Here is a 21,933-nt window from a genome sequence, read left to right on the forward strand (position 1 = left end):
GGGCTCCAACGCGATGGGGCTGCTGCAGACGCTGATGACCGACGGGACCGGCCCCGAGGGCAGCGATGTGCCGCGCTGGAAGCAGCTGTGGGACCAGGCTCGTGACGATCCGCGTCGCATGATGCGGCTGCTCAACGTCAGTCAGTGGAGCGAACGCACGCTGATCGCCCTGGTCATGCAGCACCTGGACAACTCCATCACTACCTACACCAAGCGCGGCACATCGCTGCCCTCGGGGCCGGTCCCGTCGGTCATCAGCGTCTGCAGCAGCCCCATCGCGTTGGAGCCCTTGCCATACCGGACCGGTTCGATGTGGGTGTCCGACGTCGGGTGGATCGACGACGTGATCGCCACCCCGTGCGTCAGGTCGAGGTCCGGGTCGACCTCGAGCTTGCCGGCGCCGACGATGGACTCGGAATTGGTGCGGGTGAGCATGCCCAGCCGATTCGAGAGGCGGGGCAACAGACCCTGATCGCGCATGTTGAACAGCAGATGCTGGGTGCCCCAGGTTCCGGCGGCCAGGACCACATGCTTCGCCGTGTAGGTGCGCCGGTCGCGGCGCAGCCAACTGCCGGTGCGCACGGTGCGAACTTCCCACAGCCCGTCGGGACGCTGCTCGAAGCGCTTCACCGTAGTCATCGGAATCACCTGCGCCCCAGCAGATTCCGCGAGAGCGAGGTAGTTCTTCAGCAGGGTGTTCTTGGCACCGTAGCGGCAGCCGGTCATGCAGCAACCACATTCCAGGCATCCGGTGCGCTCCGGCCCGGCGCCCCCGAAGTACGGGTCCGGCACGGTCTTGCCCGGGGCCTTCGTGCCGTCCGGGCCGAAGAACACGCCGACCGGCGTCGGCACGAACGTGTCGCCACAGCCCATCTCGTCCGCGACCTGTTTGACGATCCGGTCGGCGTCGGTGAAGGTCGGGTTCTCCACCACGCCGAGCATCCGCTTGGCCTGCTCGTAGTGCGGCATCAGCTCGTCGCGCCAGTCGGTGATGTGCTTCCACTGCGGGTCGTTGAAGAACGGTTCCGGCGGCACATACAGGGTGTTGGCGTAGTTCAGTGAGCCGCCGCCCACCCCGGCGCCGGCCAGGATCAGCACATTCTTCAGCGGGTGGATGCGCTGGATTCCGTAGCATCCCAGCTTCGGGGCCCACAAAAACTTGCGCAGCTCCCAGGACGTCTCGGCAAAGTCCTTGTCCTCGAATCGGCGGCCGGCCTCGAGTACGCCAACGCGGTAGCCCTTTTCCGTCAGCCGCAACGCGCTGACGCTGCCCCCGAAACCCGAACCGATGATGAGTACGTCGTAATCCGGCTTCATCGCACCAGTATGGCCTTACCCGCAGGTAACAAGCCAGCGCCCGCAGTCAGCTCCCGACGGTCAGGCCGACCTTCTGGAACTCCTTGAGGTCGCAATAGCCGGCCTTGGCCATCGACCGGCGCAGCCCGCCGACCAGGTTGAGGCTGCCGAACGGGTCGTCGGATGGCCCGTTGAGCACCTGATGCAGCGGCGGGCGCTCGCCGACGGCGATCTGCAGCAGCGCCCCGCGCGGCAGCGATGGGTGCGCAGCGGCGGCCGGCCAGAACCATCCCTCGCCCAGCGCCTCGGCGGACTCGGCGAGCGGCGTGCCGAGCACCACCGCGTCGGCGCCGCAGGCGATCGCCTTCGCCAGCTCGCCCGAGGTGTGGATGTCGCCGTCGGCCAAGACGTGCACGTAGCGGCCGCCGGTCTCGTCGAGGTACTCGCGCCGCGCGGCGGCGGCGTCGGCGATCGCGGTGGCCATCGGCACGCTGATGCCCAGCACCTCATCGCTGGTGGTCACTCCCCTGGTCGCGCCATAGCCGACGATGACGCCGGCCGCGCCGGTGCGCATCAGGTGCAGCGCGGTGCGGTGGTCTTGCACGCCGCCGGCGACCACCGGCACGTCGAGCTCGGAGATGAAGGTCTTGAGGTTCAGCGGTTCGCCATCGCTGGCCACCCTCTCGGCCGAGACGATGGTGCCCTGGATGACCAGCAGGTCGATACCGGCCTGCACCAGCACCGGCGTCAGCGCCTGCGCATTTTGCGGACTGACCCGCACTGCCGTGGTGACCCCCGCCTCCCGGATCCGGGCGACCGCGGCGCCCAGCAGGTCAGGGTTCAGTGGTGCCGCGTGGAACTCCTGCAGCAGCCGGATCGCCGCAGACGGTTCGGGCTCCTTGCTGGCGGCCTCGACCAGCTGCGCGATCTTCGCCTCGACATCGGCGTGCCGACCGATCAGTCCCTCGCCGTTGAGCACGCCCAGACCACCGAGCTTGCCGAGTTCGATCGCGAACTCCGGCGACACCAGCGCGTCGGTCGGATGGGCCAGCACCGGGATCTCGAACCGGTAGGCGTCCAGCTGCCAGGCCGTCGACACGTCCTGCGACGAGCGGGTGCGCCGGGAGGCCACGATGCTGATTTCGCTCAGTTCATAACTGCGACGGGCGACGCGGCCCATCCCGATCTCGACCATCTCCGGCCTCAGCGTGCGTAGTAGTTGGGGGCTTCGACCGTCATCGCGACGTCGTGCGGGTGGCTTTCCCTCAAGCCCGCCGCCGTGATCCGGACGAATTGCGCCTGTTGCAGCGCCTCGATGCTCGGCGAGCCGGTGTATCCCATCGCCGCGCGCAGGCCGCCGGTCAGCTGGTGGATCACCGACGACAGCGGGCCGCGGAAGGGCACCCGGCCCTCGATCCCCTCCGGCACCAATTTGTCTTCCGAGAGCGCGTCGTCGGCGAAGTAGCGGTCCTTGGAGTACGACTTGCCGCTTCCCGAACCGCGGCCGGCCATCGCGCCCAATGACCCCATCCCCCGATAGCTCTTGAACTGCTTGCCGTTGACGAAGATCAGCTCGCCCGGGGCTTCGGCGGTGCCCGCCAGCAGCGAGCCCAGCATGGCCGTCGACGCGCCCGCGGCCAGCGCCTTGGCGATGTCGCCGGAGTACTGCAGGCCACCGTCGGCGATCACCGGAACGCCCGCCGGGCCGCAGGCCGCGACCGCCTCCAGAATCGCCGTGATCTGTGGTGCGCCGACGCCGGCCACCACCCGGGTGGTGCAGATCGAGCCCGGCCCCACGCCTACCTTCACCGCGTCGGCACCGGCGGCGACCAGGGCCGCGGCCGCCGAGCGGGTGGCGACGTTGCCGCCGATCACCTCGACCTTCTCGCCCACCTCGGCCTTGAGCTTGCCGACCATGTCGAGCACCAGCCGGTTGTGCGCGTGCGCGGTGTCCACGATCAGCACGTCGACCCCGGCGTCGACCAGCATCATCGCGCGCACCCAGGCGTCACCCCCGACGCCGACGGCGGCGCCCACCAGCAGCCTGCCGTCACTGTCCTTGGTGGCCAGCGGGTGTTGTTCGGTCTTGACGAAATCCTTGACGGTGATCAGACCGGTCAGCCGGCCGTGGCCGTCGACGATGGGCAGCTTCTCGATCTTGTGGCGCCGCAGCAGGCCCAGGGCGGCGTCGGCGGACACGCCCTCCTGCGCGGTGATCAGCGGGGCCTTGGTCATCACCTCGGCGACCTTCTTGGTCTGGTCGACCTCGAACCGCATATCGCGGTTGGTGATGATGCCGACCAGCGCGCCCGACTCGTCGACCACCGGCAACCCGGAGATCCGGAACCGCGCGCACATCGCGTCGACCTGGGCCAAGGTGTTGTCCGGGCGGCAGGTGACCGGATCGGTGACCATGCCGGCCTCCGAACGTTTGACCATCTCGACCTGGCCGGCCTGCTCGGCAACCGGCAGGTTGCGGTGCAGCACACCCATGCCGCCGGCCCGTGCCATCGCGATGGCCATCCGCGACTCGGTGACGGTGTCCATCGCCGAACTCACCAGCGGCACCTTCAGCCTGATCTTCTTGGTGAGCTGGCTGGAAGTGTCTGCGGTAGCGGGGACCACGTCGGAGGCCGCGGGCAGCAGCAACACGTCGTCGAACGTCAGCCCGAGCATGGCGATCTTGTGCGGGTTGTCGCCTCCGGTGGGCACCGGGTCATCGACCAGGCCACCTACCCGCACATAAGCACTGCCAACGAGGTCAGAGCTGTCCTCCAGGTGGGACGTGCCACGGGTCATCTCCTGCGCCCTCCATACGATGCGGCGTGAGAGACCCATCCTATCGGCTCGCCTCCCGCCGTAGTTCGCTTGCTCGGGCGCGCCGCCCGCACCAAACGAAGGGAATGGCGCGTGGGCTCCCTGCTGGCGTTATCCCGGGCGGGCTGCGTAGGCTAGGGGCGTGCGCGACCACCTCCCACCGGGTTTGCCGCCCGATCCTTTCGCCGACGACCCCTGTGATCCGTCGGCTGCGCTGGAAGCCGTCGAGCCCGGCCAGCCCCTCGATCAACAGGAGCGGATGGCCGTCGAGGCCGACCTCGCCGATCTGGCCGTGTACGAAGCACTGCTGGCGCACAAGGGCATTCGCGGACTTGTGGTGTGCTGCGACGAATGTCAGCAAGATCACTACCATGACTGGGACATGCTGCGCGCGAACCTGCTGCAGCTGCTGATCGACGGGACCGTGCGTCCGCACGAGCCCGCCTACGACCCCGAGCCGGATGCCTACGTCACGTGGGATTACTGCCGGGGCTATGCGGACGCGTCGCTGAATGAGGCGACGTCAGACGCCGACGGTTTCCACCGCCGGCACTGATCATTCACTGATTCGGGCTTAGCGGCGCCACCGGGGGCGGCGTCTGGCCGTGATGGTGATGCTTGCCCGGACTCGGCGGCACGCTCGGCGGGCTGACCGGCGCGGGCGTTGCCGCCTTCGTCGGTGCGACCGAGGCGCCGGGCGGCGCCGCCGGAATCGCGGTGGAGGGCGGCGCCGCGGGAATCGCGGTGGCGGGCGCGGAAATCACGGTGGCAGGCGCGGGTGGCGCCAAGGGGGGCGGGGCAACCGGCAGCGTGGCGTTCGCGTCGCGCGCATCGACCTTGGCGTTCAACAGCTTCAGCTGGTTCGTCAGGTCTTGTTTGCTGGCTGGGTCGCCGATCGACTGCACCAGGCTGCTTACCTCGGTCAGTTGATTCTTGGCCTGGTCCCACTGACCCCGGTCGATCGATTCCTGGACCTTCGCCAGGTCGGCCTTGGCGGCCAGCATTTCTTGACTTCCGTGCACCTGGGGCTCGTCGAAGAACATCGCGTGCAATCCGTACAGGGTGCCGCCGGGCCGGGCCTCGACCACCATGGCGCCAAAGCCGCTGAGCACTATCAGCGCCGCAGCGACCGACCCGATGACGGCCAGGCCACGATGGCCCCGCCGGCGCTCGGCCAGTCCGGTCCGCAACGCCTGCACCGCCTCTTCGGGCGTCACCAGCGCGCTGGCCGGCGGCCACCTCAGGTTGTCGCGCCAGTCCTCCAGCAAAGAGGTCAGCACGTCGACGTCGGGATCCTCGACGTCCACCGGTCGGCGCTGGGCGAGCGCATCGAGCAGCAGGTCGGTGCGGGCGAATTCATCCAGGGATTCAGGCACAGTCACCTGCCGCGATCATCTCGGACTTCAACCGCGACAGTGCGCGGTGCTGGGCAACCCGGACCGCCCCGGTGGTGCTGCCGACCGCGGCAGCGGTCTCCTCGGCGGACAGACCGACGACGACACGCAGGATCAGGATCTCGCGCTGCTTGGCGGGCAGGATCTCGAGCATTTCGCTCATCCGGCTCGCCGAATCGGCTTCGATCGCAAGCTGTTCGGGTCCCGCGTCGTTTGACCACCGCTCGGGAATCGTGTCGGTGGGATAGGCCAGATCGCGTCCGGCGGCCCGGTGCGCATCGGCGACCTTGTGGGCCGCGATGCCGTACAGGAAGGCCAGAAATGGGCGTCCGCGATCGCGATAACGCGGCAGTGCCGTGATAGTCGCCAAGCACACCTCCTGTGCCACGTCATCCGCTGACAGGCCACCCCGATCGACCGTGCCGACACGCGCTCGGCAATATCGCACGACGATCGGACGGATGGTCTCCAGCACCTCCCTCAATGCGTTGTGGTCTCCGGTGACGGCCTGGGCTACCACAGCGTCGAGACGTTCCCCTGCTGGAATTGTCATCGACGGTGATCTCTCCAACGTTACGAAGCGGACACATCGCGGCCCAATCGGGCTAACTTACGAAATGACGATAACGGGCCGAGAGCCGTTTCAAGCGGAACGCCACGTCCCACCGGCGCGCCGCACCTGGCCTGCGCAGACATCGCGGATTTCGTGTAGCTGATGCGTTGGAACCGTGACACTTTCGATATCGATCAGCAAGCAAGCCAGCGCCCAACGAAGTGGAAGCAGCCCCAACCGTTCGGTGGTCTGCAGCGCGGCGTCGGCGACGGTGCGGGCCCGCTCGAGTTTGCCCGCGCAGCACAGCGCGGCGGCCAGCACCACTTCGCTTTTCGCCCGGTGCCGTGGCGACGCGACGGCCATGGCCGACGCCAGCTTCGCCCCTTCGCCGGCAAGACGGACGGCGGCGTCGCCGTCGCCGCGCGCCATCGCCAGCTCGGCGGCCACCCATCGCCGACGCACCGGCAGCCGGTCGGGCACCGCATGGTCGGGCGATGCCAGCAGCGGCTCGGCACGCGCCAGCAGCGTCTCGGCGGCCGCGAACCGCCCGACGCCCAACGCGTCGGCGGCCAGCCCGATGAGGGCGTCGGCGCCCGCCTCGGGATCCCCGGCGGCCAGCGCGAGGGCGCGCCCGTCCCAGCCCCGGGCCAAGGTGTGCCAACCGAGTTGGCGCAGGAACGACCCCTGCGTGCTCATGCCCAACGACACCAGCCGCCCGGGCGCCGGGCCGCGCCGCAGCGCCGCGAGGTCGCGGAAGGCAGCGCCATAGCGTCCCTGCCCCCCGGCCGCGACGGCACGAAGCCACAGTTGGGCCGGCGTCGTCGCCGAGGGCAGCGGCCAGCTACCGGGTTGGTCCCCGAAGGCGGCGTCGGCCAACCGCCGGGCCGGCAGGGAAGTGTGACGAGTTTCAATCACAATGATGTAGTAAACAGTTTGTGGTCTTCATGTTACCGAACCGTTAAGCACTATAGCCTATGGATAAATTTGCCTTATCCCTCGCCCGTGCGCTGAGCTGGGAAATCCCGTTTCGATCAACTGCCTGGTAGCACGGCTCCCGTTTCACATTTTCAATACAGATGAACGCAAAGTTAATTCTGCTCCAACGGGCACATAGTTTGTCGGGCTAAGTGGCTATTGACGGAAATTCACCGTCGCCCCTAACGTCTACGCATGACGGGTAGTCATCGGTGACCCCACTCCACTTAATTTAAGTTGCACTAATCGCTTTTACGAACCTGACCTCGAGCGGACGGTGCAGAGAGGGAACGAACCAATGCCACAGCCGGAACAGCTACCTGGACCCAACGCCGACATCTGGAATTGGCAACTGCAGGGCTTGTGCCGCGGCGTTGACTCATCGATGTTCTTCCACCCCGACGGCGAGCGCGGCCGGGCGCGCATGCAACGCGAGCAGCGCGCCAAGGAAATGTGCCGGCAGTGTCCGGTGATTCAGGAGTGCCGCTCGCACGCCCTCGAAGTCGGTGAGCCCTACGGGGTTTGGGGCGGTCTGTCGGAGTCCGAGCGCGACATGTTGCTCAAGGGCGATATCGGGCGCGGGCGCGCCATCCCCCGCTCGGCCTAGCCGCCGCCCCTGATTCGACCCCGGCGCGGGTGAACGATCCACGGGGTCAATCCGTGTCCACATGGACCAGGCCGGCCGGGTCGTGGTCCTAGTCGACGCGGCGTCGAGCCCGTTGCGTCACGCCGGCTCTCGCCTACGCCGGAGGGGCGTGATGAATCGGTGGCGACGTTTCGAAAATCGGATCCGCGGTACCGGGCCTGCGGTGCTGAAATGCGCGGGACTGGCAGCACACCCATGAGCAGTCGCGTCGGATCGGCCTTGTTCATGGCGCGCTCAACGCGCTCGCGACCGCGCTGTATGCGGCGTCGTGGTGGGATCGGTGCTTCGAGCATCACAGAGTTCTGCGGGATCACTGCACGAAGATCACCGACATGCCGTTGGATAGCGACGAGCGGCAAAGGGCGCTGGATGAGCTGCTGATCGAGCTGGACATTCACATGCGCATCGAGGACGACCTGTTCTTCCCGGCGGTAGCGCAGGCCGGCGCACTGGTCGCCATCGCCCACGCGGAACACAGGCAGGTATGGGGACCAGCAGGCGGTGTTGCTGCGCACGCCACCCACCGCGCCGGAATACGCCGACGAATGGGGTTCGTTTGTCACGGTTCTGGACGCCCACGCCAGCGAAGAGGAGCGCGACTTATGCCCGGCTCCAATAGATTTGAGTGAGGACATGCTCGACGCGCTGGGAAATCGCATGGCAGAGCGCATCGCCGCATCAGTCCCCCATCAACAAGTTCCGTGTCCGCAGCCGCAAGGCGCTGTTGAGCTCCCTGAGGACGTAGGCGGGTCCGTAGATTACTGTATACAAGTGTTCACCGAATATGAACGCCTACCCGAGGGGAACCGGATGCCCGACAAAGTGTCAGAACGCGCTATTGACAACGCCTTTGAGGCCGTGAACACGACGGCGACGCATCTCGGGCGCATCGTGGGCCTGGTCGCCGGGGCGGCGGCCCGGGCCGTGCAGGAGGTTAAGGATTTGGTCTGGGACTACCGCGACCTGGCCGGTGAGGTGCGCAAGCCCGCCCGGTAGCTCGTCGTTTCAGCGCGGGCTGATGTGGGTAGGCACCGCAAATGAACAAGGCCGCATGTTTTGCGGTCGCGGCGCTCACCGCGACCGTCGCACCGCTAGCCGCATGCTCGAATCAGCAAGGCAGTCAGCCCAACACATCGCCGCTGACCAGTTCGACTTCCGGGGCGGAGAGGCTGACCACCCAACTGAAGACCGCCGATGGCAGTCCGGTGGCCAATGCCACCTTCGAATTTGCCAACGGCTACGCGACGGTGACCGTGGAAGCCGGCCCCAACCATGTGCTCAGCCCCGGCTTCCACGGGTTGCAAATCCACGCCGTGGGCAAGTGCGAGGCCAATTCGGCTGCGCCGAGCGGGGGCTCGACCGGCGACTTCGACTCCGCCGGAAGCGTCTATCAGGCTGCCGATCACACGGGTTATCCCGCCAGCGGCGATCTAACGGCCTTGCAGGTACGCTCCGACGGCTCGGCGAAACTGGTCACCACCAGTAACTCGTTTACCTCCGCCGACCTGAGGAACAGCTCGGGCACCTCGCTGATCATCCACCAGACCGCGGACAATCTGGGCACCACCGCCCCCACAGGTGAATCGGGCAAGCGCCTGGCCTGCGGTGTGATCGCGGCGTCGTCGGCGACGACCACGTCATCGACCACCAGCGTCACGACCAGCACCACCACCACCGTCGTGCCACCGGCGTCCACCAGCACCAGCACCAGCACCGTGACGGTCACCAGCACCCCGACCACGACGTCCACGCCGACGACGACCGTGACGACTCCGCAGTACTATCCGCCCGGGCGCTGACGCTCAAGCCACCATGAAAGGGAACACCCCCGATCCGCAAGGGAACGGGGGTGTTTCGCACGCTTGGCGCTTTTGCACCGCCCGCCCCCGCCGCAACGTGCTAGTCACGACCCATCGACGGCGGTGACTTGAATCTCGACGCGCATCTGTGGACTCGCCAATGCGGCCACGCCGATGCATGTCCACAGGGGCGCGCGGTCGCCCATGCGCCGGCGGAACTGTTCGACCATCGTGTCCAGGTGCTCGCGCCCGATCTGGCCGTCGGGGTCCGGCACGTGGTAGGAGTGCACGTGCACCACGTCGCGCCAGGAGGCTCCAGCTGTCACCAACGTTTGTTCGACGTTGTCGAAGGCCTGAATGATTTCGTCGCGAACCGATTCGGGATAGTGCCAGCCCTCGTCCCAACCTCCTTGACCGGCGGTCTCTATCCGGTCGCCGTATCGAACAGCCTGTGCATAGTGGAACTCCCGCAGCTGGTGGTCGCCATAGCCAGGAGTGACAGAAAATATCGGCCTACCCATGTGGCCCATCTTGGTCGCCGACGGCACCGCGGGCGGGCTCTTGACCGGAATCCACGTGCTAAAGCGTGTGTACGTCCGGCGTGCGGACATGCTCGGGACGGAAACCGCGCCCGACGAAAAGCGGCGGAATCGCCTGCAGCGGGCCGAATCCCACGATCCTTGGGACGCGGATCGTGGACAGGTCGCCGTTCAAATTGGGCGCGACCACGTTGTCCTGCACGAGCACCTGAAAAGCCTGGATGATCCGCGTGGGCAGCTCGCGCCGGCGCTGCACGTTTGCGAGATCGTTGTCGGTCACCCGGCCGTGTCGCAGCGGGGCGCACAAGATGTTGGCCGCGGCGACCGCATCGGCGACCGCAAGGTTGATCCCGACGCCGCCGGCCGGCGACATCGCATGCGCGGCATCGCCGATGCACAACAGCCCGGTACGCCACCACGTCTCGAGGCGGTCCACCCGCACGTCGAGCTCGCTGGTGTCATCCCAGGAGCTCAAGTCATCGACGTGCTCACGCAGTCGCGGCTGCGCGGTGACCATCCGCTCCTTGAACTCCTTCAAGGATCCGCGCCGGGGATTCGAGCCCTTGGGCACCAGATAGGCGACTTGCCAATAGTCGCCCCGGTAGATCATGACCATCATCAGGCCTTTACGGGCCACGCCGAAGAGTTCTTGAGGATCGCCGGGCCGCCACTTCAGCCGAAACCACAGCACGTCCATCGGGGAGTGCGCCGCAGCGGTCTGTAGCCCTGCGGCGGCGCGCACCGCGGACTTGCGCCCGTCGGCGGCGATGACCAGCTCGGAGCGAACCTGAAGATCCGGCGTGCGCACCCCGGTCACCCGATCGCCGTCGAATACCAGGCCGGTGACCTCCGCGTTGCGGAGCAGGGTGAATTCCGGGTAGGCGGACGCCTTTTCGGCGATGAAGTCGAGGAAGTCCCACTGCGGCATCATGGCGATGTAGGGCTGTCTGAACCCGAGCCGCTTGAGCACTTTGAAGTTGCCGAAGGTGCGAATCGAACCGTCGGTGTCGAAGGCGACGCGGTCGATCTTGGTGTGCGGTAGACGCAGGAACTCGTCGATGAACCCCAGCTCGTCCATGATTCGCAGGGTGGTCGGGTGCACGGTGTCGCCGCGGAAGTCGCGCAGAAAGTCGTTGTGCTTCTCCAGGACGACGACCCGGATTCCGGCCCGCGCCAGCAGCAAGGCGTGAACGATGCCGGCGGGACCGCCTCCGGCAACGCATACCTGGGTCTGCATCACTCGCGTCATGCTCGGAATTCCTCGTGGAGTATGGAAGCACATTGCACACTACCCAATCGACACCGCCTGCGGCGTCTTCGCCGACGCGTTCGTGCGTAACGTCGCGACGTTGCTTCAGGTGAAGCGATGCGGGTCCTGCGGGTCGAGCCCGTAGAGCTGTACCTCAGCTGACTTACCTTTCAGGGCGTGAAATCCCCTGTCCGTCAGTCCGATTGGCAGGGAGGGCAGCGCATCGACTGACCGCCGGGTGAGAAGGATCGCGTCCCCGGTGGTCTTGGTGAGCTCCTCGACGCGGGCGGCGACGTTGACCGTGTCACCGATCAGGGTGAACTCCAGCTTGCTTCCGCCACCGATGGTTCCCGCGATCACCTTCCCGGTGTTGATGCCGATGCCGATCCGAAGCTCGCCGCCGAATCGCTCGGCCACGAGGCGCTGGATCAGCACCGCCGCGGCCACCGCGGCATCGGCGTGATTCGCGAGTTCGTTCGGAGCACCGAAGACCGCCAAGGCACCGTCACCGAGGAATTTGTTCACATGCCCGCCGGCATCGACGACGGCGGGAACGACGATCTCGAACACCGCGTTGAGACGCGCAACCGTATCCTCCGCGCTATTCGCCTCGGCGAACGGGGTGAAGTCACGGATGTCGACGAACATCACCGTCACCTCACGGCGCTCCCCCGTGAACACGTCATCGCCCTGCTGCAGCAACCGGGCCGCCAGGGCCGGGTCGACGTAGGTCCCGAACGCGCTCTGAAGCCGTTGCCGCTCAGCCAATCCCGACTGCATGCGATTGAATGACGCGGCCAGCGCGCCGAGGTCGTCGTCCTGAACGACGGGCAGGCGCTGGCTATAGCGGCCCAGCGCAACACGTTCCGTTCCTTCGGCGAGGTCGCGGATCGGCCGCAAAGAAGGCGCGAAGACTGCGGCGACGGTGATCGGTATGCCGAAGCAAAGGATCATCCCGATCGCGATCACGAGGGAGAGCAGCGCAAAGTGTCCAGCCCGCCCGAAAACCGCCATCAGCAACGCACCCGAGAGGGCGAATACGAACGCGACCCCGAGCATCGAGGCCTTTGCCCATGTCGCAAAGCTCGGGCGAGAGCGAGGCAACGAGTCACCGATCCCCGTGCCGCCGGCGATAGCGGACCTGACCGGCCGCAGCGCGGCTTCCACGAAACTGTGCACACCGATCAGTTGCACGCCGGTGCCGAGTGCGGCGCCCATGATTCCGTAATGGACAAGCCGCCAACCCGTCGCCCCGGCGATGAAACCGACGACGACCAACAACAGGGCAGCCCAGGCGGCGGTGCCCAGCACCGCTCGAGCGATGGTGCGACGAGCCCACCTATAGGTGGAGTCCAACGCCCTGGCCGGATCGATATTCTGACCGGCCGCCCACCGATCTGCGAGCCGACTCAGGCCCACGCCGGGAAGTACGAGCACGTATACCAGCACCGGCGCGGCGACAACGTTCACCGCGGCGGTCTCAACGTATCGATCAGACCCCTCGAGAGCGACGACACAGAACGACGGAAGAAGGAAGATCGGCAGCATCAGGGGCAAGAGAACCGCGCCGATCGCCCACGAGTAGTGCGGGCCGTGCCGATCCCACAACCATTGCCAAATACGGTCCATGGCGCGAGATTAAACGGGCAGGGCCCTTGAGCTGACGAAAATCGCCCTCCCGGAGAGATTGAGGAGTCGATTACCCGATCAAAGCCAAGACTCCGGGCGGATACTCAGTTCACACCCGGAGGGAGATCGTCATGTCGAACCAATTCGATGGCAAGGTCGCGTTCATCACCGGCGCCGCGCGTGGACAAGGACGGTCGCATGCGATTCGGTTCGCAGAGGAGGGCGCGGACATCATCGCGTTCGACCTCTGCGGTCAGATCGACAGCGTCGCCTACCCGATGACGACCCGCGAGGATCTCGACGAGACGATCAACCTGGTCGAAAAGACCGGTCGCCGAATCGTCGCGGAGCAAGGCGACGTCCGCGACTTCCGGAGCCTGAGGTCCGCCGTCGCGAACGGCCTGGCCGAGTTGGGCAGAGTCGACTTCATACTCGCCAACGCCGGGATCCTCCCGGCGGTCGGCGAACAACGCTATGACATCGCCGCCTACGTCGATTCGGTGAACGTGTTGCTCAACGGCGTGTACTACACGATCGAGGCCGCCCTGCCCGCGATGCTCGACCACGGCGAGGGCGGGGCCATTGTGATCACGAGCTCGACTGCCGGGTTGAACAGCCTGTGCCCGACGTTCAGCGGCCGGAGCCACGGCTTGGCCGGCTATCAGGCCGCCAAACACGGGGTGGTCGGCCTGATGAGGTACTACGCAACCTCGCTGGCGGAGAAGAACATTCGGGTCAATACGGTGCATCCGACCGGGGTCGCGACGCCGATGATCGTCAACGAACAATTTGCCCAATTGATGGCCGAGCACCCCGAAGGCGCATCCGCGCTGCAGGCGCCGCTGCCCGTCGAGCTCATCGAAGCCGCGGATGTGAGCGAGGCGATGGTTTACCTCTGTGGGCGCTCGGGCCGCTACATCACCGGAGTCACGCTGCCGGTCGACGGCGGAATCTCGGTCAAGTAGGTCGCGCGTTCAGCCCGGGTACTGAACCCGCTTAACCGAGTCCGAAGACCTGCACCCCGGCTGACTTACCCTTCAGGGCATGCATTCCCCGGTCGACGAGTCCGGGCGGTCGAGACGCCAAGGCGTCGGCGCACTGCTGGGTGAGAAGGATGGCGTCACCGGTGGTCTTGGTGAGCTGCTCGACGCGTGCGGCCACGTTGACGGCGTCGCCTATCAAGGTGAACTCCAACTTGCCGCCCCCGCCGATAGTCCCGGCGATCACCCAACCGGTATTGATCCCGATGCCAATCCGAAGCGTCCCGCCGAACCGCTCACCGACGAGACGATGAATCAACACAGCGGCGTTGACCCCCGCATCTGCATGACCCGGAAGATCGTTCGGGGCGCCGAACACAGCGAGCGCGCCGTCACCGAGGAACTTGTTGACGTGCCCCCCAGCGCCGACGACAGCAGGCACGACGATCTCGAACAGCGTGTTGAGGCGGGCGACGGTGTCCTCGGCGCTATTCGCCTCGGCGAATGGGGTGAAGTCGCGGATGTCGACGAACATCACAGTCACCTCGCGGCGCTCGCCGGTGAACACGTCATCGCCCTGCTGCAACAGCCGCGCCGCCAACGCCGGATCGACGTAGGTTCCGAACGCCGCCCGAAGTCGCTGCCGCTCAGCCAATCCCGCCTGCATCCGATTGAACGACGCCGCCAACGCACCGAGGTCGTCGTCCTGAACCACCGGCAGCCGCTGACTGTAGTTTTCCGCCGCAACACGTTCAGTTGCATGGGCGAGGTCACGGATAGGCGACAACGATGGCAGCAGGGTCGCACCGACGGTGATCGGCACCGCATACGCAAGCGTCAACGCACCTGCGGTCGCCACTGACAGTACGGGAAATTCGCTGGCCCAGCGGAATACAGCGGCGAGCATCGTGGCTCCAGCCGCAAATGCAAAAGTGGACGCGAGCACCGAGACGTTCGACCATGCGGTAAAGGACGGACGAGCGCGGGGCATAGCGTCGCCGGCGCCGGTGTCACCAGCGAGAGCGGCTCTGACAGGTCGCAGCGCCGATTCCAGGAAACCATGAATTGCCATGAGCTGGAACGCGATTCCGAGAACCGCGCCCATCACCCCGTATTGGACTAGCCGCCATTCACTCGCGTGTGCGATCACAGCGACAGTGAGCATAAGGAAAGTGGCCCCCACCGCGTTGACCGCGATCGATCGTGCCACCGCGCTCCGGGCCCACATGTAGGTGGCGGCCAACCCCGTCACCCGATCGACTTCGAGCCCCGCTGCCCACTTCTCGGCAAGATGGACCGAACCTCGTCCAGGAAGAACCATCAGGTATGTCATCGCGATTACAGCGACGACCGTCACGGCGGCTGCCAGCCCGTACTGATTGGATCTCTCAAAAGCGACGACGGCCAACGACCAAAACAGATAGCCCGACAGCATGAGGATGCACACCATCGCAAAGAAAGCCCATGAGTACCTTGCTCCGTGCCGATCCCATGCCCATTGCCAGATTCGTTCCATGGGCCGAGATTAAAACGCGCGACGTCCCTGAATAGCGAAAACGCCCGTCCGAATGACCGGGCGCTTCGTCTCGACCAGCGGCTGGCTCGCGTTTGACGATTCATTCGAGGTCATGGGCGGGAGTCACTGCTGGGTCGAGTCCGAATATTTGTATGGCGGCTGCTTTGCCCTTCAGGGCGTGAGCACCCCGGGCGAGAAGGCTGGGCGGTCGAGAAACCAAGGCGTCGACGCATTGCTGGGTGAGAAGGATCGCGTCACCGGTGGTCTTGGTGAGTTGCTCGACGCGGGCCGCGACGTTGACGGTGTCACCGATCAGGGTGAACTCCAGTTTGCTTCCGCCACCGATGGTTCCGGCGATCACCTTCCCGGTGTTGATGCCGATGCCGATCCGAAGCGCACCCTCGAAGCGCTCGGCCACGAGGCGGTGAATCAGAACCGCCGCGGCTACCGCGGCATCGGCATGATTGGCGAGGTCGTTGGGGGCGCCGAACACGGCCAGCGCCCCGTCGCCGAGGAACTTGTTGACGTGCCCACCGCCCTCGACGACGGCAGGCACGACGATCTCGAACAAGGCATTGAGCCGCGCGACGGTGTCCTCGGCGGTATTCGCCTCGGCGAACGGCGTGAAGTCGCGGATGTCGACGAACATCACCGTCACCTCGCGGCGCTCCCCGGTGAACACGTCGTCGCCCTGCTGCAACAACCGCGCCGCCAACGCTGGATCGACGTAGGTCCCGAACGCACTCTGAAGCCGTTGCCGCTCAGCCAATCCCGCCTGCATGCGATTGAACGACGCGGCCAGCGCGCCCAGGTCATCGTCCTGGACCACTGGCAAGCGTTGCGAATAGTCGCCCGCCGCGACACGTTCCGTCCCCTCGGCGAGGTCGCGAATCGGCCGCAGGGAAGGCGAGACGATGCCGCCTACGGTGATCGGGACCGCCAAGATCGTCCAAAAACATCCGATTGCAACGAAGAGCACCGGGACCTCACTGGCCCTACGCAGCACGACCGCCAGCATCGCGCCCCCGACGGCGAAGGTGAACAAGGAGCCCAACATGGAAAGGTTCAACCACGCGGCAAATGTCGGACGAGAGCGCGGAAGCGTGTCGCCGAGACCCGTATCCCCGGCGAGGGCGGCCCTGACCGGACGCAATGCTCCCTGCACAGAGGTGTGCAGCCCGATCAGCGCCATGGCGATTCCCAAAGCCGCGCCCAGAATCCCGTACTGAAATATCCGCGACCCGCTGGCCCCGGAAAGCACCCCGACAAGCATCAAAAGCACTGCGGTCCAGACAGGTTCGAACGCCAGTGCTCGAACTCCCGCCACGCGAGTCCAGGTGTATGTGTCATGCAGGGCTTTCACACAATCGACCTCACGGCCGGCGGCCCACTGCTGCGCCATGCGGAGCCGTGGGCTACCGGGACGAATCACGACGCACGCGTTCAGCGCCACGGCGGCACCGGTGACGGCGGCTGCCTCGACGTAGTGATTCCGACTTCTCCAACGCGAGAACCAAAAACGCGAGAAGCAGGTAGACGAGCAACATCGGGCCGAACACGATTGCCCAGACGGCCCACGAGTACCTAGGCCCGTGCCGATCCCACGCCCACTGCCAGATGCGGTCCATGCCTAAAACAAAACACCCCCGGCCGCATGACCGGGGGTGTTTCGTCTAGCAATTCCTAGTGGTGGTGATGACCGTGGCCGTGGCCGTCTTCCTCCTCGGCCGGCTTGTCGACGACCACCGTTTCGGTGGTGAGGACCATCCGGGCCACTGACGCCGCGTTGAGCACCGCCGAGCGGGTGACCTTGACCGGGTCGATGACGCCGTCGGCGACCAGGTCGCCGTAGGTCAGCTTGTCCGCGTTCAGCCCGTGCCCGTTGGGCAGCTCGGTCACCTTGTGCACCGCGACCGCGCCGTCGAGCCCGGCATTCGTGGCGATCCAGTACAGCGGTGCCGCCAACGCCTCGGCGAAGACGTCGACGCCCAGTGCCTGATCGTCACTCAGGGACTTGCGGAGCTTTTTCAGCGCCTTGCGGGTCTGCAGCAGCGCCGAGCCGCCGCCCGCGACAATGCCTTCCTCGACAGCCGCTTTCGCGGCCGCGACGGCATCCTCGACGCTTTCCTTGCGTTCCTTGAGCGCGGTCTCGGTGGCCGCTCCGACCTGGATCACGGCCACGCCGCCGGCCAGCTTGGCCAGCCGCTCCTGCAGTTTCTCGCGGTCCCAGTCGGAGTCGCTCGCCTCGATCTCGGCGCGCAGCTGCTTGATACGGTTGGCCACCGCGTCCTTGGCGCCGCCGCCGTCGACGATGACGGTGTCGTCCTTGCTGACCACCACGCGGCGGGCCGAGCCCAACACGTCCGTGCCGACCTCACGCAGCAGCAGGCCCGCGTCGGGGTTGATCACCTGGCCACCCGTCACCACCGCCAGATCCTCTAGGAACGCCTTGCGGCGGTCGCCGAAGAACGGGGCCTTGACCGCGACAGCCTTGAGCGTCTTGCGGATGGAGTTGACGACCAGGGTCGCCAACGCCTCGCCCTCGATGTCCTCGGCGATGATCAGCAGCGGCTTGCCCGACTCGGCGACCTTCTCCAGCATGGGCAGCAGGTCGGGCAGCGAGCTGATCTTGTCCTGGTGCAACAGGATCAACGGCTCGTCCAGGACGGCCTGCTGGGAGTCGAAGTCGGTGACGAAATACGCCGACAGGAAACCCTTGTCGAAACCGACGCCCTCGGTGAACTCGAGCTCGGTGCTCAGCGTCGAGGATTCCTCGACGCTCACCACGCCATCGGCGCCGACCTTGGTCATCGCCTCGCCGACCAGCTCACCCAGCAGCTGGTCGCGCGACGACACGGTCGCCACCTGTGCGATCGCGTCCTTGCCGGAGACCGGGGTGGCCGACGCCAGCAGCGCCTCGGACACCGCGTCGGCGGCCTTGCTGATCCCCGCACCCAGTTCGATGGGGTTGGCGCCGGCCGCGACCAGCCGCAGGCCGCCCTTGACCAGCGCCTGGGCCAGCACGGTCGCCGTGGTGGTGCCGTCGCCGGCGACGTCGTTGGTCTTGGTCGCCACCGACTTCACCAGCTGGGCGCCCAGGTTCTCGAACGGGTCTTCCAGGTCGATCTCACGCGCGACGGTCACACCGTCGTTGGTGACGACCGGACCGCCGAATGCCTTGGCCAGCACCACATGCCGACCCCGCGGTCCGAGGGTCACCCGCACCGCGTCGGCGAGCGTGTTCACGCCCGCCTCGATCGCGCGCCGCGCTGTCTCGTCGTACTCAATGATCTTGCTCATCAGGCTCCTTCACCCAAACGCATGCCGCCCCGGAAATCACCCGCGCATGACGCGGGGATCGCCGGGGCGGAACACGGTTCTTACTTGGAGACGACAGCCAGCACGTCGCGTGCCGACAGGATCAGGTACTCCTCGCCGCCGTACTTGATCTCGGTGCCGCCGTACTTGCTGTAGATGACGGTGTCGCCTTCCGAGACGTCCAGCGGGATGCGCTTCGCGCCGTCTTCGTCCCACCGGCCGGGGCCGACTGCGACGACGGTGCCTTCCTGCGGCTTCTCCTTGGCGGTGTCAGGAATGACCAGACCAGACGCGGTCGTGGTCTCGGCCTCGTTGGCCTGCACGAGAATCTTGTCCTCGAGTGGCTTGATATTCACCTTCGCCACGATTGGAGCCCTCCAGTGTTTGGGTCGGGTCCGGGAGTCCCCGGACCGGAGTTGACGGCCGGTCCGGGTTGACCCCGAACCTTCCGAGTTATCAGGTGTTCGGCATCCGTCCGCGCCCGAGCGCCGTCGTCGCGGGTGCCGACACAGGGGCTTGGCCGATTGCCACCTAGCACTCTATACACGAGAGTGCTAGCACTCAAGGGCGCCCCGTTGCTTCTGATCAGAGTCGCGGTCGTCGCGGCGAGTCGCCTTGCGCAAATCGGCCGAAGTGAATAATTGATCCGTGCACTCGCGCATCCGACGCGCCCACGGCGCGGCCGCCGCTATAGCGAACATGATGGCGTTTTCGGCGGTCTTTGCCGGGTTGACCGGGACAGCCCACGCCGACCCGAACGGTCAGATGTACGGCAACCCTCAAGCCGCCGCGCCCTACTGGCGCTATCAGATCGGCGAAGACTGCGGCCTGATGGCCGTCGCCGACGTGGTGGGCCAAGTCACCGGTAGAGAACCCAGCCAGGTCGGCATCGAGCTACGCGGCGTGTTCACCAAAAGCGAAGCCCACCACGGCGGTGTCTACTTTTTCGACGGCACCTCGCCACAAGACATGGTCCTATTGCTGAGCAAGTACGGTGTTCAGTCCCAGCTGACGACGGGCAACACCTTGCAAGGAATGGAGCAGGAGCTGGCCGGCGGGCGCAAGGTGATCGCGGCGATCAATGCCGAAACCATCTGGAACTACCCGCAGGGACAGGGACAGCGAACCAACGCCGACCACGCCGTCGTCGTCACCGGCGTCGACACGCGCAACAACATCGTTCACCTGAACGACAGCGGCACGCCCAACGGCCGCAACGAGCAGATCCCCTTGGCCACCTTCACCCGGGCGTGGGCGACGAGCAACAACCTGCTCATCGTCGCCTAGACCACCTGCCCGCGGACCACCGGGAGCCCGGGGTCGCTGGGCACGTCCAACGGCGACTGCGGCGCCCCGGCGGCCACCAGGTGCGCGGCGAAGGACGCGATCATCGCCCCGTTGTCGGTGCACAGCCTCGGCTTGGGGATCCGCAGTGTCAGCCCGGCCGCCGCGCTGCGCTGCTCGGCCAGCTCGCGCAACCGCGAATTCGCGGCCACTCCGCCGGCGATCAGCAGCGTATTCACGCCGAGATCCGTGGCCGCGCGCACGGCCTTTTTGGTCAGCACGTCGGCGACGGCCTCCTGGAACCCGGCGGCGATATCGGCGTTCACCGCGTCGGGGTGGCTTTCCAGGTAGCGGGCGACGGCCGTCTTGAGGCCGGAGAAGCTGAACGCGTACGGGTCGTCGCGCGGCCCGGTCATGCCGCGCGGGAAGGCGATGGCGTCGCGGTCACCAGCGCGCGCCAGCTCGTCGAGAACCCTGCCGCCCGGGTAACCCAGCCCGAGCAGCCGCGCCACCTTGTCGTAGGCCTCGCCGGCGGCGTCGTCGACGGTGCTGCCCAGCTCGACGATCGGGTCGCCGAGCGAACGCACATGCAATAGATGGGTGTGGCCGCCGGAGACCAGCAGCGCCACACACTCGGGCAGCGGCCCGTGCTCGTAGACGTCGGCGGCCAGGTGTCCGCCCAGGTGGTTCACCGCGTAGAAGGGCACCCCCCACGCGGCCGAATACGCTTTGGCCGCCGCCACTCCCACCAGCAAGGCGCCGGCCAGTCCGGGCCCGATGGTGGCCGCGACGACGTCGGGCTTGTCCAGGCCGGCGGTCGACAGCGCGCGGCGCATGGCGGGCCCCAACGCCTCCAGGTGCGCGCGTGAGGCGATCTCGGGAACCACGCCGCCGAACCGCACGTGTTCGTCGACGCTGGATGCCACCTCGTCGGCCAGCAGCGTCACGGTGCCGTCGGCGTTCAGCCGCGCGATGCCGACTCCGGTTTCGTCGCAGGAGGTTTCGATCGCGAGGATGGTTGTCACAGCGCCACCCTGCGCATCGTGTACGCGTCGGCGCCGCTGACCCGGTAGTAGCGGCGGCGCAGGCCGATCTGCTCGAACCCGACGCTGGTGTATAGCCCGATGGCCGCCTCGTTGTCGGTGCGGACTTCCAGGTACACGGCGCCGCCGCCGGAGAAGGTCAGCAGCTCCTCGAGCAGCCGCCGGCCGATGCCCCGGCCCTGGTACGCGGGATCCACGCCGATGGTGTGCACCTCGTACTCGTAGGGCGGGGTGCGGCCCAGCCGCGAGATACCGGCGTAGCCGATCAGCGTCTCACCGATCCGCGCGGCCACGTAATGGTTGTGGGCACTGGCTAATTCGCGGTGGAACGCCGCCGCGGGCCAGGGGTCATCACCGTCGAAAAGCTGCGCCTCCAGCTCCGCGCAGCGTCGCGCGTCGGCCCGGGTCAGGCCGCCGAAGCTCACGGCTTCGCGGTGGGCGGTCATTGGTGCGTCGCCAGCGGTTTGGCGTCGGGCCGACGCAGATACAGGGCCACCAGCGGTTCCGGGCCGACGGACCAATCGGCCACCGCCGCCGCCTACGGGCACGCGCTTAACATCCCGGTGCACGGCGTGTGCAGCCTGGACGCCATCGGCGTGCGAACCGCCGGGGACACGCTGGTGGTCACCGACGCCCGCCGGCGCGAGGTTTACTGGGCACGGTATCGCGACGGCGTACGGACCCACGGACCCGCGGTCAACGCCGCCGCCGACGTCGATGCGGGTACCGCTGCGGCCGTCGCCGGCGCACCCGAACACGCCGGCCTGTTCGGTTTGCCGGTGTGTGAGCCGGGCTGCCCGACACCCGCCGGATTGGTTGCGGCGGTGGCCGATTGGTCCGTCGGCCCGGAACCGCTGGTGGCCCTGTATCTGCGTCGGCCCGACGCCAAACCGCT

The 21,933-nt window shown here is 66.7% G+C and carries 19 protein-coding genes and 6 pseudogenes; 10 read left to right on the top strand and 15 right to left on the bottom strand.

What is annotated here, in order from left to right; genetic code table 11:
* Positions 1-220, top strand: a pseudogene (locus A5652_RS27675) (cholesterol oxidase); the annotation flags it as partial.
* Here the strand turns inward: A5652_RS27675 and A5652_RS15920 are convergent.
* The 3 genes and pseudogenes from A5652_RS15920 to guaB form a co-directional block, all read right to left on the bottom strand.
* A pseudogene (locus A5652_RS15920) lies at positions 214-1,317 on the bottom strand (GMC family oxidoreductase N-terminal domain-containing protein); the annotation flags it as partial. The pseudogenes A5652_RS27675 and A5652_RS15920 overlap by 7 nt on opposite strands.
* A 46-nt stretch (positions 1,318-1,363) precedes the next feature.
* Complete coding sequence (locus A5652_RS15925) at positions 1,364-2,491, bottom strand: GuaB3 family IMP dehydrogenase-related protein (protein ID WP_067353177.1); 1,128 nt, start codon at positions 2,489-2,491, stop codon at positions 1,364-1,366.
* An 8-nt stretch (positions 2,492-2,499) separates the two neighbouring features.
* A complete protein-coding gene (guaB, locus tag A5652_RS15930) occupies positions 2,500-4,095 on the bottom strand; it encodes an IMP dehydrogenase (RefSeq protein WP_065028373.1) in 1,596 nt (531 codons plus the stop codon).
* Between the two features lie 160 nt (positions 4,096-4,255).
* Between guaB and A5652_RS15935 the strand changes: the two genes are divergently transcribed.
* On the top strand, positions 4,256-4,669 hold the full coding sequence (locus A5652_RS15935) for a DUF5319 domain-containing protein (RefSeq protein ID WP_007773416.1): 414 nt from the start codon (positions 4,256-4,258) through the stop codon (positions 4,667-4,669).
* A 4-nt stretch (positions 4,670-4,673) separates the two neighbouring features.
* On the opposite strand, the gene A5652_RS15940 is transcribed toward A5652_RS15935, so the two are convergent.
* From A5652_RS15940 to A5652_RS15950, 3 genes are all read right to left on the bottom strand, one after another.
* The gene (locus A5652_RS15940; protein WP_232001207.1) at positions 4,674-5,495 is read right to left on the bottom strand and encodes an anti-sigma-D factor RsdA; all 822 of its coding nucleotides are present in this window, start codon (positions 5,493-5,495) and stop codon (positions 4,674-4,676) included.
* Positions 5,482-6,060, bottom strand: a complete 579-nt coding sequence (locus tag A5652_RS15945; RefSeq protein ID WP_067353183.1) for a sigma-70 family RNA polymerase sigma factor — start codon at positions 6,058-6,060, stop codon at positions 5,482-5,484. The genes A5652_RS15940 and A5652_RS15945 overlap by 14 nt, the downstream gene beginning before the upstream one ends.
* 90 nt (positions 6,061-6,150) lie before the next feature.
* Entirely contained in the window at positions 6,151-6,975 is an 825-nt protein-coding gene (locus tag A5652_RS15950) for a hypothetical protein (RefSeq protein ID WP_067353185.1), read from the bottom strand.
* Positions 6,976-7,333: 358 nt separating this feature from the next.
* On the opposite strand from A5652_RS15950, the gene A5652_RS15955 reads away from it, so the two are divergent.
* From A5652_RS15955 to A5652_RS15965, 5 genes and pseudogenes are all read left to right on the top strand, one after another.
* Positions 7,334-7,642 carry a WhiB family transcriptional regulator gene (locus tag A5652_RS15955; protein WP_067353187.1) on the top strand — a complete coding sequence of 103 codons (309 nt, stop codon included), beginning with the start codon at positions 7,334-7,336 and terminating at the stop codon, positions 7,640-7,642.
* 218 nt (positions 7,643-7,860) lie between these two features.
* Positions 7,861-7,962, top strand: a pseudogene (locus A5652_RS28615) ((2Fe-2S)-binding protein); the annotation flags it as partial.
* Positions 7,936-8,426: pseudogene (locus A5652_RS26870) on the top strand (hemerythrin domain-containing protein). The pseudogenes A5652_RS28615 and A5652_RS26870, both read left to right, overlap by 27 nt.
* 26 nt (positions 8,427-8,452) lie before the next feature.
* Positions 8,453-8,677: a hypothetical protein gene (locus A5652_RS15960; protein WP_067353189.1), complete on the top strand. Its 225-nt coding sequence runs from the start codon at positions 8,453-8,455 to the stop codon at positions 8,675-8,677.
* A 41-nt stretch (positions 8,678-8,718) separates the two neighbouring features.
* Positions 8,719-9,480: a superoxide dismutase family protein gene (locus tag A5652_RS15965; RefSeq protein ID WP_067353191.1), complete on the top strand. Its 762-nt coding sequence runs from the start codon at positions 8,719-8,721 to the stop codon at positions 9,478-9,480.
* A 104-nt stretch (positions 9,481-9,584) separates the two neighbouring features.
* On the opposite strand, the gene A5652_RS15970 is transcribed toward A5652_RS15965, so the two are convergent.
* From A5652_RS15970 to A5652_RS15980, 3 genes are all read right to left on the bottom strand, one after another.
* The gene (locus A5652_RS15970) at positions 9,585-10,001 is read right to left on the bottom strand and encodes a Rid family hydrolase (RefSeq protein ID WP_067353212.1); all 417 of its coding nucleotides are present in this window, start codon (positions 9,999-10,001) and stop codon (positions 9,585-9,587) included.
* 58 nt (positions 10,002-10,059) lie between these two features.
* Positions 10,060-11,268 carry an FAD-dependent oxidoreductase gene (locus A5652_RS15975; RefSeq protein WP_082983932.1) on the bottom strand — a complete coding sequence of 403 codons (1,209 nt, stop codon included), beginning with the start codon at positions 11,266-11,268 and terminating at the stop codon, positions 10,060-10,062.
* Positions 11,269-11,373: 105 nt separating this feature from the next.
* Positions 11,374-12,897, bottom strand: a complete 1,524-nt coding sequence (locus A5652_RS15980; RefSeq protein ID WP_067353192.1) for an adenylate/guanylate cyclase domain-containing protein — start codon at positions 12,895-12,897, stop codon at positions 11,374-11,376.
* A gap of 131 nt (positions 12,898-13,028) precedes the next feature.
* Between A5652_RS15980 and A5652_RS15985 the strand changes: the two genes are divergently transcribed.
* Positions 13,029-13,862 (top strand): mycofactocin-coupled SDR family oxidoreductase, encoded by an 834-nt coding sequence (locus tag A5652_RS15985; RefSeq protein ID WP_067353194.1) that lies wholly within the window; start codon positions 13,029-13,031, stop codon positions 13,860-13,862.
* Between the two features lie 31 nt (positions 13,863-13,893).
* Here the strand turns inward: A5652_RS15985 and A5652_RS15990 are convergent, their stop codons facing one another.
* From A5652_RS15990 to groES, 4 genes and pseudogenes are all read right to left on the bottom strand, one after another.
* Entirely contained in the window at positions 13,894-15,393 is a 1,500-nt protein-coding gene (locus tag A5652_RS15990) for an adenylate/guanylate cyclase domain-containing protein (protein ID WP_067353196.1), read from the bottom strand.
* Between the two features lie 100 nt (positions 15,394-15,493).
* Positions 15,494-17,021: pseudogene (locus A5652_RS15995) on the bottom strand (adenylate/guanylate cyclase domain-containing protein).
* A gap of 55 nt (positions 17,022-17,076) precedes the next feature.
* Entirely contained in the window at positions 17,077-18,693 is a 1,617-nt protein-coding gene (gene groL / locus A5652_RS16000; protein WP_067353198.1) for a chaperonin GroEL, read from the bottom strand.
* Positions 18,694-18,773: 80 nt separating this feature from the next.
* The gene (gene groES, locus A5652_RS16005; protein ID WP_064950356.1) at positions 18,774-19,076 is read right to left on the bottom strand and encodes a co-chaperone GroES; all 303 of its coding nucleotides are present in this window, start codon (positions 19,074-19,076) and stop codon (positions 18,774-18,776) included.
* A gap of 334 nt (positions 19,077-19,410) precedes the next feature.
* Between groES and A5652_RS16010 the strand changes: the two genes are divergently transcribed.
* The gene (locus A5652_RS16010) at positions 19,411-19,998 is read left to right on the top strand and encodes a C39 family peptidase (protein WP_067353202.1); all 588 of its coding nucleotides are present in this window, start codon (positions 19,411-19,413) and stop codon (positions 19,996-19,998) included.
* Here A5652_RS16010 and tsaD read toward each other — a convergent pair.
* Both tsaD and rimI read right to left on the bottom strand, forming a co-directional pair.
* Complete coding sequence (gene tsaD, locus A5652_RS16015) at positions 19,995-21,020, bottom strand: tRNA (adenosine(37)-N6)-threonylcarbamoyltransferase complex transferase subunit TsaD (protein WP_067353205.1); 1,026 nt, start codon at positions 21,018-21,020, stop codon at positions 19,995-19,997. The two genes, A5652_RS16010 and tsaD, sit on opposite strands and share 4 nt — an antisense overlap.
* Positions 21,017-21,484, bottom strand: a complete 468-nt coding sequence (gene rimI, locus A5652_RS16020) for a ribosomal protein S18-alanine N-acetyltransferase (RefSeq protein WP_067353209.1) — start codon at positions 21,482-21,484, stop codon at positions 21,017-21,019. Before rimI ends, tsaD begins: the two co-directional genes overlap by 4 nt.
* A gap of 78 nt (positions 21,485-21,562) precedes the next feature.
* Between rimI and A5652_RS16025 the strand changes: the two are divergent.
* Positions 21,563-21,933: pseudogene (locus A5652_RS16025) on the top strand (bifunctional tRNA (adenosine(37)-N6)-threonylcarbamoyltransferase complex dimerization subunit type 1 TsaB/ribosomal-protein-alanine acetyltransferase RimI); the annotation flags it as partial.

The sequence above is a fragment of the Mycobacterium sp. 1165178.9 genome (assembly GCF_001673555.1).
Taxonomy (GTDB): Bacteria; Actinomycetota; Actinomycetes; order Mycobacteriales; family Mycobacteriaceae; genus Mycobacterium.